Source organism: Streptomyces cynarae, assembly GCF_025642135.1.
Lineage (GTDB): Bacteria > Actinomycetota > Actinomycetes > Streptomycetales > Streptomycetaceae > Streptomyces > Streptomyces cynarae.
In genome coordinates this window covers 1,655,820-1,669,819 of record NZ_CP106793.1, presented here as the reverse complement: position 1 = coordinate 1,669,819, position 14,000 = coordinate 1,655,820, and the positions used below count along the sequence as shown (strand labels likewise).

The following is a 14,000-nucleotide window of genomic DNA, read 5'->3' as shown; positions in this document are numbered from 1 at the left end:
TTGGAACCGGTTAAACCGGTTCTCGGTGGCGGCCTGCCACCTTCCCCTGTCCGTCCCTCCGTTACCTGGTCGAGGTGTGTGTCGTGCCTGCTGGCCCTCCTTCCGCAGCCTCGTCGGCGCTGAGCCGGCCCCTGATCCTGCTCCTCTCCGTCGCCTGCGGTATCGCGGTCGCCAACATCTACTTCCCCCAGGCGATCAGCCCGTTGATCGCCAAGGACCTGCACGTGGCCCCGGCCTCCGCGGCCGTGGTCGTCACCTGCGCCCAACTCGGCTACGCAGCGGGAATCTTCCTGCTGGTCCCCTTGGGCGACCGGCTCCGCCACCGCGGTCTGATCACGACCCTGCTCCTGGTGACCTGTGCGGGGCTCGTCCTGGCGGGGACCGCGTCGGCCCTGCCCGTCCTCGCCGTCGCCAGCGCGCTGGTCGGTCTCACCACGGTGGTTCCCCAGATCCTCATCCCGATGGCGGCGGGGCTGACCGAACCCGAGCGCCGCGGCGCGGTGACCGGGACCCTGCTCTCCGGCCTGATCGGCGGCATCCTCCTGGCCCGCACCTTCTCCGGCACCCTGGGGGAGTGGCTGGGCTGGCGCGCCCCGTACCTGGTGGCGGCCGGCATGGCCCTCCTCCTCACTCTGGCCATGGCCGCCGCGCTCCCGCACACGAAGCCGAGCACCGACCAGCGCTACCCGGCACTCCTGGCGGCCTCCCTGCACCTGCTGCGCACCGAGCCGCTGCTGCGGCGTTCGTGCCAGTACCAGGTCCTGGTGTTCGCCGCCTTCAGCGCCGCCTGGACCGCCCTCGCACTGTTCATCACCGGCCCGCGCTACGACCTGGGTACCCCCGCCGTGGGCGTACTCGCCCTGGTCGGCGCGGCCAGCATGTTCGCCACGCCGATCGCCGGACGCCGCACCGACCGGCGAGGTCCGGACGCCGTCAACCTGGTGTGCATGCTCGGCGCCATCGCCGCCGGAGCCCTGCTGCTGACCGGGCACTTCGGCGGGGTCCTCGGACTGGTGGGCCTGGGTGCGGGGATGCTGCTGCTCGACGTGGCCATGCAGTCGGGCCAGGTCGCCAACCAGGCCCGTATCTTCGCCTTGAGTCCGCAGGCCCGCGCACGTCTGAACACCGCCTACATGACCTGCGCGTTCCTGGGCGGCAGTGCCGGTTCGTGGCTGGGAGTCCGCGCCTACTCCGCCTTCGGCTGGAACGGAGTCTGTGGCCTGGTCGTCATCCTGGCCGCACTCGCCCTGCTCCGGCACGTGCTGCGGAGCCGTGACGTCGCAGCCACAGAAGCACCGGCGCAGGCGCCCGCCGGAAAGGACGGCGTGCCCGCCGCACGCTGAACCGCGGCCCCCGTACCGCCCGCACCGCCTCCGGGCCGACCGCGACGGCCGGACCGGCCCGGATCCCGTGCCATGTCACCCCCGACGCACGGCAGCGCGCGAACGCCGTCGCCCAGCGCAACACCACTGCACATCGAAACGTCACTGCACACGGTAAGGAGTTGCCATGGCCGAGAACCTCTGCCGCAAGAGCACGACCTGGGGCGTGAGCACGACTTCGAGCGCCGCCTCGGCCCGAGAGGCGGTCGCGAAGTGAGCCGGTTCGACTACGTGATCGTCGGGGCCGGCTCGGCCGGATGCGTGCTCGCCGACCGGCTCAGCGCGGACGGCACGGCACAGGTGCTCCTCGTCGAGGCCGGTACGGGAACCCCCGAGACCCGCCCCGAGGTTCAGGTGCCGATCCTGTTCCCCCGCCTCTTCGGCGGCGAGCTGGACTGGAACTTCACAACGGTGCCGCAGCCCGGTCTGGCCGACCGCTCCATTCCGATACCCCGCGGAAAGGCGGTGGGTGGCTCATCGGTCATCAACGCCCAGCTGTGGACCCGAGGCCACCGCGCGGACTACGACGCCTGGGCGGAGGCCGGCCTGACCGGCTGGAGCCACGCAGACCTGCAACCCTACTTCGAGCGGGCCGAGCAGCGGGTCAGCCTGGCGGGCCTGCGCCATCCGCTGCCGGTCACCCCGGCGTTCGTCGACGCCTGCGCGCGCCTGGGCCACGCCCCGGCGGCCGAGGTCCAGGAAGGCCACCTGCTGGCCCGCGCGACCCACCGTGACGGCCTGCGGCACAGCTCGGCCGATGCCTACCTCGCTCCGTCCCGGGAGCGGCCGAACCTCACCGTGCTGGCGGACACGTTCGTACGCCGCGTCCTGTTCGAGGGCACCCGCGCGGTCGGGATCGAGATCGAGGGGGAGTCGGGGACCGAGACCCTCCGCGCGGAGCGCGAGGTGATCCTCTCGGCCGGAGCCGTCGGCAGCCCGCACCTGTTGCTGCTGTCGGGGGTGGGCCCCGCCGAGGAACTGACCCGGCACGGTGTCCCCGTGGTCCGCGACCTCTCGACCGTGGGCCGGGATCTGACGGATCATCTGCTCGTGCCCCTGGCCTTCGAGGCGCAGGGCTTCCGGTCGCCCGGCGCGAACACCACGTCCGAGCAGATCACCCAGTACCTGCAGGACCGCTACGGCACACTGGACTCGATCATCTCCGAGGCCCTGCTGTTCCTGCGCACCCGCGAGGAACTCGAGGCCCCGGACATCGAGGTCGTCCACCTGGTCGTCCCCCTGGGCGAGCACCAGCGGCCCACGGCGCACGGCCTGGCGCTGGGAGTGATCCTGCTGCGACCGCGCAGCCGTGGGGCGATCACCCTGCGCAGCGCCGATCCGCACGACGCGCCACTGATCGACCCTCGCTACCTGACCGACGAGGCGGGACACGACCTCGAGACGCTCGTGGCGGGCGTGCGCGAGGCACAGCGCGTCCTGCGGCAGCCGGACTTCGCGCAGTGGGTGGGCAAGCCGCTGACGGATGGTGCCCTGTCCGAGGACCTCGACGACGTCACCGCCTACATCCGCGCCACGGGAGGCAGTATCCACCACCTCGTGAGCACCTGCCGGATGGGCACGGACGAGCGCTCGGTGGTCGACCCGACGTTCGCGGTCAGAGGGCTGACGGGTCTGCGCGTGGTGGACGCCTCCGCGATGCCGAGCATCGTACGGGCCCACACGCACGCACCCGTGACCATGCTCGCCGAACGGGCGGCGGACGTGCTCCTTCAGCAACGCTGAAGCGGCGAAGGGGCCGAGGCCCTTCCACACCCGTGAGCGGCACGTCCACCCCATGAGCCGCCCCGACCAGCAATCCCCCGGCTGGTCGGGGCCCGTCTCGCAGCCGAGCCCCCAGGACCCGGCATCAGCGCCAGGGTGCCGATCCGCATCCGGTCAACACAGGCATCTCAGTCGCTTCGGCGGTCCGGACCCGGGCGCTGAGCCTCGGGCAGGGAACAGAACGGTTCCTCCGCCGCGGGTACACGCCCCGAGGGTGCGGCACCGGCGGCCGTCGCACCCTGCGGACGGTTGCGGTCGCCCGCCCGGAGGACCCCCGCGAACCCCGCGAGCCCGCACGCCAGCACGGTCACCAGGCCGAACGACGCGACCAGGCTCGTGGCCTGGGCCAGAGTGCCGATCGCGCCCGGCGCGACCAGGCCCGAGGTGTACGTGATGGTGGCCACGCCCGCGATGGCCTGGCTCGGGTTGGGCCCGCTGCGGCCCGCCGCCGCGAAGCACAGCGGGACGACGACCGCGATGCCCAGACCCATCAACGCGAAGCCGCCCATGGCGAGAGCCGGATGGTCGGCGACGACGATGAGCAGCCCGCCGAGCGTGGCGAGGACACCGCCCACCCGGACGGTGCGCACCGCCCCGTAACGGTCGACCACCTTGTCGCCCGCGATCCGCGCGAGTGCCATGGTGAGCGTGAAACCGGTGGTGCAGGCGGCGGCCAGTCCCGCGGAACTGTCCAGCTGGTCGCGCAGATAGACCGCCGACCAGTCCAGGCTGGCGCCCTCCGCGAACACCGCGCAGAAGCCGACCGCACCGATGAGCAGCGCCGACTTGGGCGGCAGCGCGAACCGGGGCGGCGGCTCCTCGTCCTCGGCGGGCTGCAGGTCGAGGACCCAGGTGCAGGCGACGAGACCCAGCACGGTCAGCACCGCGGCGGCCAGGGCGTGGTGCAGCCGGGCGTCCGAGCCGAGGTGGGCGGCGAGCGTGCCGGCCGCCGAGCCGATCAGTGCGCCGGCGCTCCACAGGCCGTGCAGTCCGGACATGATCGACCTGCCGAGACGGTTCTCCACCTCCACACCGAGCGCGTTCATCGCGACGTCCGCCATCCCGGCCGAGGCGCCGTACACGAACAGGGCCGCGCACAGGGTGAGCAGATCGGGGGAGAGGGACGGCAGGACGAGGGACAGCGTCCACAGGGAGAGCAGTCCGCGCAGCGCCGTCCGGGCGCCGAACCGGTGGCTGATCCGGCCCGCGAGCGGCATCGCCAGGGACGCGCCGAGTGCGGGGAACGCCAGGGCGATGCCGAGCTGGCCGGCGCTGACGTGCGCATGGTCCTGGATCCAGGGCACGCGGGTGGCGAACGAGCCGGTGACGGCGCCGTGCACGGCGAACACGGCCGCCACGGCGTACCGGGCGCGCCTCACCTCTTGTCGGCTCGCTTCGCTCATCTCGCTCATTCTCGGGCCCCTCCCGGCGGTGTCCTCCCTGCGCGCCGACGTAAACTATCAGGAACCCTGCCTGATAGATAGGGGACCCGAAGCCGCGCCGGAGCGGCGCTATGGCAGATCTGGAAGGATCCCGGCATGCCCGCATCCCCGAGCACCGCCCGGGCCATCAACGACCGGCTCGCCCTGCGCCTGCTGCAGCAGGAGGGCCCTTTGACGGCAGGGCAGTTGAAACAGCTGACCGGACTGTCCCGGCCCACGGTCGCCGACCTCGTCGAACGGCTCACGGCCGCCGGACTGATCGCGGTGGTGGGGGAGTCGGGCGAGCAGCGACGCGGTCCGAACGCGCGGGTGTACGGGATCGTCGCCGACCGGGCCCACCTCGCCGCCCTGGACGTGCGCACCGAGAGCGTTTCCGTGCTGGTGTCGGATCTGCTGGGCGGGGTGCTCGCGGAGGCCTCCGCGCCGATCGGCGGCGACACCGGCACCGGGCCGGCGGTCGAGCAGGCGGTGCTGTTGGTGGAGCGTGCCGCGAAGGAGGCCGGTGCCGACAGGCTGCACACGGTCGGGATCGGGGCGCCCGGTCTCATCGACCCCGCCACCGGTGAACTCCGTGACTCCGCCGGGCTGCCGGAGTGGCACCGCCGCCTGGTCGCCGCGCTCCAGGAGCGGCTGCCCGCCCGGGTGATCGTCGAGAACGAGACCAACCTCGCGGCGCTGGCCGAGCAGCGCGAGGGGGTGGCGCGGGACCGCGACACGTTCGTCCTGCTGTGGCTGGGCCATGGCACGGGCGCGGCGGTGGTCCTGGACGGCGCGCTGCGCCGCGGCGCCTCGGGCGGCACGGGCGAGATCGGCTTCCTGCCGGTCCCGGGCACCGCCACCCTGCCGTCGGCGACGGACTGCGAGGGTGGATTCCACTCCCTGGCGGGGGCGGCGGCGATCGTGGAACTGGCGGGAGAGCACGGTTTGTCGGCGGGGCGGGCGACGCGAGAACTGGCGGCGGCGGCCCTGGTGCGGGGGCGGTCGCGGCGGTCGCCGGGGTGGAGGCGGGCGGCGGCAGTGGGGTGACGGAGGTGTCCCCGGCGGGACGGGCCGGCCGTTTCCTCGACGCCCTCGCCGACCGGCTCGCCATCGGCGCCGCCTCCGTCGCCGCCGTCCTCGACCCCGGCTGTGTCGTGCTCGGGGGCGAGGTCGGGCAGGCGGGCGGGGACGTCCTCGCCGCGCGGGTCGCGGAGCGTCTGGTCCGTGTGTCACCGCTGGCCACCGAGGTGCGCGCGAGCACCCTGGGCGGCGGCGCGGTCCTGCGGGGAGCACTGCTGACGGCACGGGACGGAGCCCAGGACGAGCTCTTCACGCCGCCTGAGCGATAGGGCGTCCGCACTGCGCCAGGACCGCGACAGGAGCCCGCACTGCGGCAGGCGGCCGTACCGCTGTGGTCATGCCGTCCGCAGGCCCGGCGGCGGGCAAGGGCCTTCGTCACCGCCGCCGGGCCGTTCGAGGGCGGCGCACCGCGCCGCGAGCGCCGACCCTAGGCGGGGTGGATCACCCGGTCAATAGGTATGGACCAATCTCAAGTGGCTCTCGTGGAGCGCGTGTTGCTGTGGTGGCGGCGAGGGCGGGCAGGCGCCCGCCGTCGAATATGTCCAGCATGTGAACCTGTGAGGCACCCCACAGCAAGTTCACCCGGTTGGCCATCGATCAGTCGTGGCACACTGAGGCTGTACCAGAAGCAGCGCACTCCGGGGTCGGTGAAAGTCCGAACCGGCGGTTACAGTCCGCGACCCGGTCGCTTCCAGCGGCCGGTTGACCAGGTGGAATTCCTGGACCGACGGTTAAAGTCCGGATGGGAGGCAGTGCGCGGCGGGCGGGCATTCGTGCGCGCCGCCGTCTCGGCTCGTCCATGCGGACGAGGCCCGTCCGGCGTCGCCCCCGGTGTCCTCGCTCGTGTCTGCTGTCGTCATCGACAGGCCCCGGAGTCCGTGCCCCATCGAGGCAGGAGGACCCGGGAAGTGTTCACCGGAATCGTCGAAGAGCTGGGTGAGGTCACCGCCGTCGAGAATCTCGGCGACTCCTCCCGCTTCCGGCTCCGTGGACCCGTCGTCACCGAAGGCGCCCGTCATGGCGACTCCATCGCGGTCAACGGCGTCTGTCTCACCGTCGTGGAGCACGAGGGCGACGAGTTCACCGCCGACGTCATGGCGGAGACCCTGAACCGCTCCAGCCTCGGCGCCCTCATGGTCGGCTCCCGAGTCAACCTCGAACGCCCCACCGCCGTCGGCACCCGTCTCGGTGGCCACATCGTGCAGGGCCATGTGGACGGCACCGGCACGGTCCTGGAGCGCCGGCCCTCCGAGCACTGGGAGATCGTGAAGATCTCGCTCCCGGCGGACCTGTCCCGCTACGTCGTGGAGAAGGGCTCCATCACGGTGGACGGCATCAGCCTCACGGTCGTTGAGGCCGGAGGCGACCACTTCTCCGTGAGCCTCATCCCCACCACCCTCGCGCTGACCACTCTCGGCCTCAAGCAGCCCGGCGACCCGGTCAACCTCGAGGTCGACATCATCGCCAAGTACGTCGAGAGCCTCCTGGCCGGTCAGGGGGCCACCAAGTGAACTGGCTGAACTCCGAGGCCTTCGCGCTCCTCGGCCAGCACATCAAGTGGTCGGACATGATCGGCAACGTGATCGGTCTGCTCGGCCTCGCCTTCGGCTGGCGGCGCTCCATATGGAGCTGGCCGGTGCAGTTCCTGTCCGGCCTGATTCTCTTCGCCGCCTTCGCCACGGCCCACCTCTCCGGCAGCGCCGGCAAGCAGGTCGTCGTCATGGTCGTCGCCGTCTACGGCTGGTGGCAGTGGAACCGCGGCAAGGGCCAGGCGGAGGACGGCCACATCGCACCGCGCTTCGCCACCTGGCGGGAACGCGGCATCCTCGTCGGCGCCGCGGCCGTGGGCACCCTCGCCGTGGCCGGCCTGTTCACCGCGTACCCGGCACTGTCGTGGGACCCGTGGCCGGACGCGTACATCTTCGTCGGCACGATCGTCGCCATGTACGCCCAGGCACGCGGCATGGTCGAGTTCTGGTTCGCGTGGCTGCTCGTCGACGCCGTCGGCGTCCCGCTCAACTTCGCCAACGGCTTCGCCTTCTCCGGATTCGTCTACGTCATCTACGGCGCACTCGTCCTGTGGGGCATGCGCGACTGGTGGCTGCGCTCCCGCAGGGCCGCGCGGCCCGTCCTGGAAGGAGCCGCCGTATGAGCACGGCGCCGATTCTCTACAGCACGGACACCATCGAGGACTTCGCGCTCGACCCGGTCGAGCAGGCCGTGGCCGACATCGCGGCCGGCCGCCCGGTCGTGGTCGTCGACGACGAGGACCGCGAGAACGAGGGCGACCTCGTGATCGCCGCCGAGAAGGTCACCCCCGAGATCGTCGCCTTCATGATGAGCGAGTGCCGCGGCCTGATCTGCGCCCCCATGGAGGGCGAGGAGCTGGACCGGCTCGGGCTCCCCCAGATGGTCGACGAGAACAACGAGTCGATGAAGACCGCCTTCACGGTCTCCGTCGACGCCTCCGCCGCCCACGGCGTGACCACCGGTATCTCCGCCTCCGACCGCGCCGCCACGCTCCAGCTGCTGGCGAGCGGCACGGCTGAGCCCTCGGACTTCGTGCGGCCCGGCCATGTCTTCCCGCTGCGCGCCAAGTCCGGCGGCGTCCTGGTCCGCAACGGCCACACCGAGGCCGCCGTCGACCTCGCCCGGCTCGCGGGACTGCGCCCGGCCGGCGCCATCGTGGAGATCGCCGGCGAGGACGGCCACATGCTGCGGCTGCCCGAGCTGATCCCGTTCGCCCGCAAGCACGGTCTGACGATCATCTCCATCGAGGACCTGATCGCCTACCGCCGCACCTCGGACGAACCGACCGTCCGCCGCGAGGCCGAGGTCCGGCTGCCCACCGCCCACGGCACCTTCACGGCGTACGGCTACCGGTCCACCGTCGACGGCGTCGAGCACGTCGCCCTCGTCCACGGCGAGATCGGCGACGGTGAGGACGTTCTGGTCCGCGTCCACTCCGAGTGCCTGACCGGCGACGTCTTCGGCTCCGCCCGCTGCGACTGCGGCCCCCAGCTGGAGGCGTCCCTGCGGCGCATCCAGGCCGAGGGCCGGGGCGTGGTCGTCTACCTGCGCGGCCACGAGGGACGCGGTATCGGACTGATGTCCAAGCTGCGCGCGTACGAACTCCAGGAGCGCGGCCGTGACACCCTGGACGCCAACCTGGAGCTGGGCCTGCCCGCCGACGCCCGGGACTACGCAGCCGGCGCCCAGATCCTGAAGGACCTCGGCGTGAGCAGCGTGCGCCTGATGACCAACAACCCGGAGAAGACCGACGCCCTGCTGCGTTACGGCCTCGACGTCACCGCCCGGGAACCGATGCCCGTCCAGGCGGGTGAACACAACCTCCGCTACCTGCGCACCAAGCGGGACCGGATGGGGCACGACCTGCCCTGGCTGGACACGACCGCCGTGTCCGCCTGCGGCAACCAGTAACAGAGCACTGAGGAGAGACGTGAGCGGCAAGGGTGCACCGGAACTGTCCGTACGCAACGTGAGCGACCTGCGGGTCGGCGTCATCGCGGCACAGTGGCACGACAAGGTGATGGACGGTCTGGTCGACGGCGCCCTGCGCGCCCTGCGGGAGCTGGGGATCGACGAGCCGACCCTGCTCAGGGTCCCCGGCAGCTTCGAGCTGCCGGTCGCGGCGAAGGTCCTCGCGGGCCGCGGATATGACGCGATCGTCGCCCTCGGCGTCGTCATCCGCGGCGGCACCCCCCACTTCGACTACGTGTGCCAGGGCGTCACCCAGGGCCTGACCCAGGTCTCCGTCGAGACCGGCGTCCCCGTCGGCTTCGGGGTGCTGACGTGCGACACGGAGGAGCAGGCCCTGGACCGCGCGGGCCTCGAGGGTTCCAACGAGGACAAGGGGCACGAGGCGGTGACGGCGGCGGTGGCGACGGCCGCCACGCTCCGCTCAGTATCTGAACCCTGGCACTGAGGTACGGCCCTCAGCGCGTAGGGTTAGGACCACCATGTCCAAGAAGACGTTCGAGGAGCTCTTCACCGAGCTCCAGCACAAGGCCGCCCACGGCGATCCCGCCACTTCCCGCACCGCCGAGCTGGTCGGCAAGGGTGTCCATGCCATCGGCAAGAAGGTCGTCGAAGAGGCCGCCGAGGTCTGGATGGCCGCCGAGTACGAGGGCAAGGAGGCGGCCGCCGAGGAGATCTCCCAGCTGCTGTACCACGTCCAGGTGATGATGGTGGCGCGCGGGATCTCCCTGGACGACGTCTACGCCCACCTCTGAGCCGTAAACCGAATACCCGTACAACCCATACGCACGAACGAAGGAAGCCGACCTCATGCTGCGCATCGCCGTCCCCAACAAGGGTTCACTGTCCGGCCCTGCGGCGGAGATGCTGCATGAGGCCGGCTACCAGCAGCGCCGGGAGTCCAAGGAGCTGAGGATCGTCGACCCGGAGAACGAGGTCGAGTTCTTCTACCTCCGCCCCCGCGACATCGCGATCTACGTCTCCTCCGGCCGCCTCGACATCGGCATCACCGGCCGTGACCTGCTCATCGACTCCGGCGCCAACGCCGAGGAGATCCTCCCGCTCGGCTTCGCCCGCTCCACCTTCCGCTTCGCCACCAAGCCCGGCACGGCGAACGGCGTGGAGGACCTGAGCGGCATGACGATCGCCACCTCCTACGAGGGCATCGTCGCCAAGCACCTCGCGGACAACGGCATCGACGCCGCCGTCGTCCACCTGGACGGCGCGGTGGAGACCGCCATCCAGCTCGGCGTCGCCGAGGTCATCGCGGACGTCGTCGAGACCGGCACCTCGCTGCGCAACGCCGGCCTGGAGGTCATCGGCGAGCCCATCATGAAGTCCGAGGCGATCGTCATCCGCCGCACGGGCGCCGACGCCGAAGAGACCAAGGTCCAGCAGTTCCTGCGCCGCCTCCAGGGCGTCCTGGTGGCCCGGACCTACGTGATGATGGACTACGACTGCCGCGTCGAGCAGCTCGAGAAGGCCGTCGCCCTCACCCCGGGCCTGGAGTCCCCGACCGTCTCGCCGCTGCACAACGAGGGCTGGGTCGCCGTGCGGGCCATGGTCCCGGCCAAGGAGGCCCAGCGGATCATGGACGACCTGTACGACATCGGCGCCCGGGCCATCCTCACCACGGCCATCCACGCCTGCCGCCTCTGAGGAACCGCGCACCGATGTCGGACCTGCCCACCCTTCCCGTCACCTTCCGGCCGGGCCGCACCCGCGCCGTGCTGCTGACCGCCGGCGTCGCGATACTCGTGGTGATCACCACGGTCGCGCTGCTGCTGGACCAGCTCACCACCGGGGAACGCCTCAGCTTCATCCTCACGGCGGCCCTTCTCTTCGCAGTGCTGCTCCTGCTCGCCCGGCCCAAGGTCGTCGCCGACGACAGCGGGGTCACCGTCGTCAACATCGCAAGCCGGCGCCGACTGGACTGGGCGGAGATCGTCCAGGTCAACCTGCGTCCCGGCGACCCCTGGGTGTTCCTGAACCTCAGCGACGGCACCAGCCTGCCCGCCCTCGGCATCCAGCCGGGCATCGCCAAGAAACGCGCCATCGACGACGCACGCACCCTCCGGGCGCTCGCCGAGGCCCGCTCCACGGCCGCTCCCGAACGACATCAGGGCTGACTCGGGGACGTCCACCCTGCCGCACAGGGCGCAGTCTTGATTAATCTGGTGGCAGAGGCGCTTACGTGGCGCCTCCGCCCCTGAGGTTCCACCCGGTGCTCAGGGGTTCCTGCTACCCGAGGAGTGACTCCCTCCGGCGATGGACGGATCGTCCTGTAGTACCTGCGCCGCCCCCTGCCGACATAGCGCGGACCGTGTCCGTGTGAACGCGGAGGCGGCGGCATCATGACCATCCCCTTGCTGCTCCTCGGGGCGGCGTTCCTGCTGATTCTCGCCAACGGCTTCTTCGTGGCGGCCGAGTTCGGGCTCGTCACGGTCGAGCGCCCGGACGCCGAGCGGGCCGCGGCCGAGGGCGACCGGCGTGCCCGTACGGTCGTCGAGTCGCTCAAGGAGCTGTCCTTCCAGCTCTCCGGCACCCAGCTCGGCATCACCATCACCTCGCTCGTCGTCGGCATGCTCGCCGAACCGGCGCTCGCCGAACTGCTGCACGCCCCGTTCGCGCTGATCGGGCTTCCCGAGGGCGCGGCGAGCGGCGTCGCGGTCGTCGTCGGCATGCTGCTCGCCTCGGCCGCGCAGATGGTGATCGGTGAACTCGTCCCCAAGAACTGGGCGGTCTCCCGGCCCCTTCAGGTCGCGCGCTTCGTCGCGGGCCCCCAGCACCTGTTCTCCCGGCTGTTCCGGCCGGTGATCGCGGCGCTGAACGCGGTCGCGAACCGCCTGGTGCGGGCCCTGGGCGTGGAACCCGCCGAGGAGCTGGCCTCCGCCCGCACCCCGGGCGAGCTGGTGTCGCTCGCCCGCCACTCCGCGCGGGCCGGCGCGCTGGAACAGGACACGGCCGACCTCTTCGTCCGCACGCTCTCCCTGGGGGAGCTGACCGCCCAGCACGTGATGACCCCGCGAGTGCGGGTGAGCGCGCTGCAGTCCTCGGCCACCGCGCAGGACGTGGTCAACCTGACCCGGGCCACCGGCCTGTCCCGCTTCCCCGTCTACCACGACAAGATCGACGAAATCGTCGGCATGGTGCACCTCAAGGACGCCCTCGCGGTGCCCTCCCACGAACGGTTGCGCACCCCCGTCACCCGGATCGCGCAGGCCCCCCTGCTGGTCCCGGAGACGCTGCCCGTGCAGCCCCTCCTGGAGCTGCTGCGCAGCCAGCAGCCCATCGCCGTGGTCGTGGACGAGTACGGCGGCACGGCCGGCGTCGTCACGCTGGAGGACATCGTCGAGGAACTGGTCGGCGAGGTGCGCGACGAGCACGACGGCCTCGGCCTGCCGGAACTCGCCGTGGCGCCGCCCGAGGACGGGCGTCCCGCGTGGGACGCCGACGGAAGCTGCCGCGTCGACGTCCTGAAGCGGATAGGCCTGGATGTGCCCGAGGGGCCGTACGAGACCGTGGCCGGACTGGTCGCCGACCTGCTGGGCCGGATCCCCGCCCTCGGTGACCGTGCCGAGCTGCCGGGCTGGCGGCTCACCGTCCGCCAGGTCGGCCACTACCGCGCCGAGCGTGTCAGGCTCGTGAAGCTCGCGGACGCCCCCGCGCCGGCCGCGGAGGCGGTGCGATGAGCGTGCTCCAACTCCTGTTCGCGGCGCTGCTGGTGCTCGTCAACGGGTTCTTCGTCGGCGCCGAGTTCGCGCTCGTGTCCGTACGCCGCAGCCAGATCGAGCCGCTGGGGACCGCCCGGGCGCGGCAGGTGCTGTACGGCCTCGAACGGCTGCCGCAGATGATGGCCGCGGCCCAGTTCGGGATCACCGTGTGCTCCCTGACACTGGGCGCCGTCGCCGAGCCGACCGTGGCGCATCTGCTCGAACCGGTGTTCGCTGCGGCGCACATCCCCGACGACTTGGTCCACCCGCTCGGCTATGTGATCGCGCTCGCGGCGGTGGTCTTCTTCCATCTGGTGATCGGCGAGATGGTGCCGAAGAACCTGGCGATGGCGGCCCCGGAGAAGGCCGCCCTGTGGCTGAGCCCGGGCCTGGTGGCGTTCGCGCGGCTGTGCCGTCCGGTCACGGTCACGCTGAGCGCCTGCGCCCGGGTGATCCTCAAACTGTTCCGGGTCGAACCGAAGGACGAGGTCGAGGCCGCCTTCACAAGCGAGCAGCTCAACCAGCTCGTGGAGGACTCCGGCCAGGCCGGCCTGCTCGACCCCGAGGAGGCGGAGCGCCTGGAGGACGCCCTGGAGCTGGGCTCGCGCCCGGTCACGGACGTGCTCCTGGACTCGGACCTGCTGGTGACGGTCGAGCCCACGGTGACCCCGGGCGAGGTCGTGGCGCTCACCGCGCGCACGGGCTACTCACGCTTCCCCGTGGTCGCGGGGAACGGCGCCTTCATGGGCTATCTGCACGTCAAGGACGTCCTCGACCTCGAGGAATCCGAACGGGCGGTGCCGCAGCAGCTCTGGCGGCCCATGACGACGCTCGCGGCGGAGCTCCCGCTGGACGACGCGCTCACGGTGATGCGCCGGGCGGCCACCCATCTGGCCCAGGTGGCGGACACCTCCGGCCGGGTCCTGGGCCTGGTCGCGCTGGAGGACGTACTGGAACTGCTGGTCGGTGAGGTGAGGGACCCGGCGCACCGGGAGGCTCCGCCTCAGCCGCGCATGGCGGAACCGAAGGAAGCGGTACCGAGCTGAGAAGGGTTCTCCGCGCCCCGTTCAGGGGCGCGGGGCCCTGTCGGCATGTGGCTCTGCCGCGTTGGGGATCCCCCTGTT

At 71.6% G+C, this 14,000-nt stretch carries 12 protein-coding genes, 1 pseudogene and 1 riboswitch; of the genes and pseudogenes, 12 read left to right on the top strand and 1 reads right to left on the bottom strand.

The window, feature by feature from the left end:
* Positions 1–83: 83 nt before the first annotated feature.
* Together N8I84_RS07865 and N8I84_RS07860 are read left to right on the top strand one after the other, a co-directional pair.
* The gene (locus N8I84_RS07865) at positions 84–1,343 is read left to right on the top strand and encodes an MFS transporter (RefSeq protein ID WP_263228878.1); all 1,260 of its coding nucleotides are present in this window, start codon (positions 84–86) and stop codon (positions 1,341–1,343) included.
* Between the two features lie 252 nt (positions 1,344–1,595).
* Positions 1,596–3,125 carry a GMC family oxidoreductase gene (locus N8I84_RS07860; RefSeq protein ID WP_263228877.1) on the top strand — a complete coding sequence of 510 codons (1,530 nt, stop codon included), beginning with the start codon at positions 1,596–1,598 and terminating at the stop codon, positions 3,123–3,125.
* Positions 3,126–3,292: 167 nt separating this feature from the next.
* Here N8I84_RS07860 and N8I84_RS07855 read toward each other — a convergent pair whose 3' ends face one another.
* Positions 3,293–4,567, bottom strand: a complete 1,275-nt coding sequence (locus N8I84_RS07855) for an MFS transporter (protein ID WP_390898866.1) — start codon at positions 4,565–4,567, stop codon at positions 3,293–3,295.
* Positions 4,568–4,702: 135 nt separating this feature from the next.
* Here N8I84_RS07855 and N8I84_RS07850 point away from each other — a divergent pair.
* The 10 genes and pseudogenes from N8I84_RS07850 (at position 4,703) to N8I84_RS07805 (ending at position 13,922) form a co-directional block, all read left to right on the top strand.
* Positions 4,703–5,934: pseudogene (locus N8I84_RS07850) on the top strand (ROK family transcriptional regulator).
* 360 nt (positions 5,935–6,294) lie between these two features.
* Positions 6,295–6,425, top strand: a riboswitch (FMN riboswitch).
* A 148-nt stretch (positions 6,426–6,573) separates the two neighbouring features.
* Positions 6,574–7,176 carry a riboflavin synthase gene (locus N8I84_RS07845; RefSeq protein ID WP_263228875.1) on the top strand — a complete coding sequence of 201 codons (603 nt, stop codon included), beginning with the start codon at positions 6,574–6,576 and terminating at the stop codon, positions 7,174–7,176.
* On the top strand, positions 7,173–7,817 hold the full coding sequence (locus N8I84_RS07840; protein ID WP_263228874.1) for a nicotinamide mononucleotide transporter family protein: 645 nt from the start codon (positions 7,173–7,175) through the stop codon (positions 7,815–7,817). Before N8I84_RS07845 ends, N8I84_RS07840 begins: the two co-directional genes overlap by 4 nt.
* Positions 7,814–9,106, top strand: coding sequence for a bifunctional 3,4-dihydroxy-2-butanone-4-phosphate synthase/GTP cyclohydrolase II (locus N8I84_RS07835; RefSeq protein ID WP_263228873.1), 1,293 nt, complete (start codon positions 7,814–7,816; stop codon positions 9,104–9,106). The genes N8I84_RS07840 and N8I84_RS07835 overlap by 4 nt, the downstream gene beginning before the upstream one ends.
* Before the next feature lie 19 nt (positions 9,107–9,125).
* The gene (gene ribH / locus N8I84_RS07830) at positions 9,126–9,611 is read left to right on the top strand and encodes a 6,7-dimethyl-8-ribityllumazine synthase (RefSeq protein WP_263228872.1); all 486 of its coding nucleotides are present in this window, start codon (positions 9,126–9,128) and stop codon (positions 9,609–9,611) included.
* A 34-nt stretch (positions 9,612–9,645) separates the two neighbouring features.
* Entirely contained in the window at positions 9,646–9,918 is a 273-nt protein-coding gene (locus tag N8I84_RS07825) for a phosphoribosyl-ATP diphosphatase (protein WP_007491392.1), read from the top strand.
* Positions 9,919–9,973: 55 nt separating this feature from the next.
* Positions 9,974–10,822, top strand: coding sequence for an ATP phosphoribosyltransferase (gene hisG, locus N8I84_RS07820; protein ID WP_263228871.1), 849 nt, complete (start codon positions 9,974–9,976; stop codon positions 10,820–10,822).
* 14 nt (positions 10,823–10,836) lie between these two features.
* Positions 10,837–11,292: a PH domain-containing protein gene (locus N8I84_RS07815; protein WP_263228870.1), complete on the top strand. Its 456-nt coding sequence runs from the start codon at positions 10,837–10,839 to the stop codon at positions 11,290–11,292.
* Between the two features lie 225 nt (positions 11,293–11,517).
* Entirely contained in the window at positions 11,518–12,855 is a 1,338-nt protein-coding gene (locus N8I84_RS07810) for a hemolysin family protein (RefSeq protein ID WP_263228869.1), read from the top strand.
* Positions 12,852–13,922, top strand: coding sequence for a hemolysin family protein (locus N8I84_RS07805; RefSeq protein WP_263228868.1), 1,071 nt, complete (start codon positions 12,852–12,854; stop codon positions 13,920–13,922). The genes N8I84_RS07810 and N8I84_RS07805 overlap by 4 nt, the downstream gene beginning before the upstream one ends.
* The last annotated feature ends 78 nt before the right edge of the window (positions 13,923–14,000 follow it).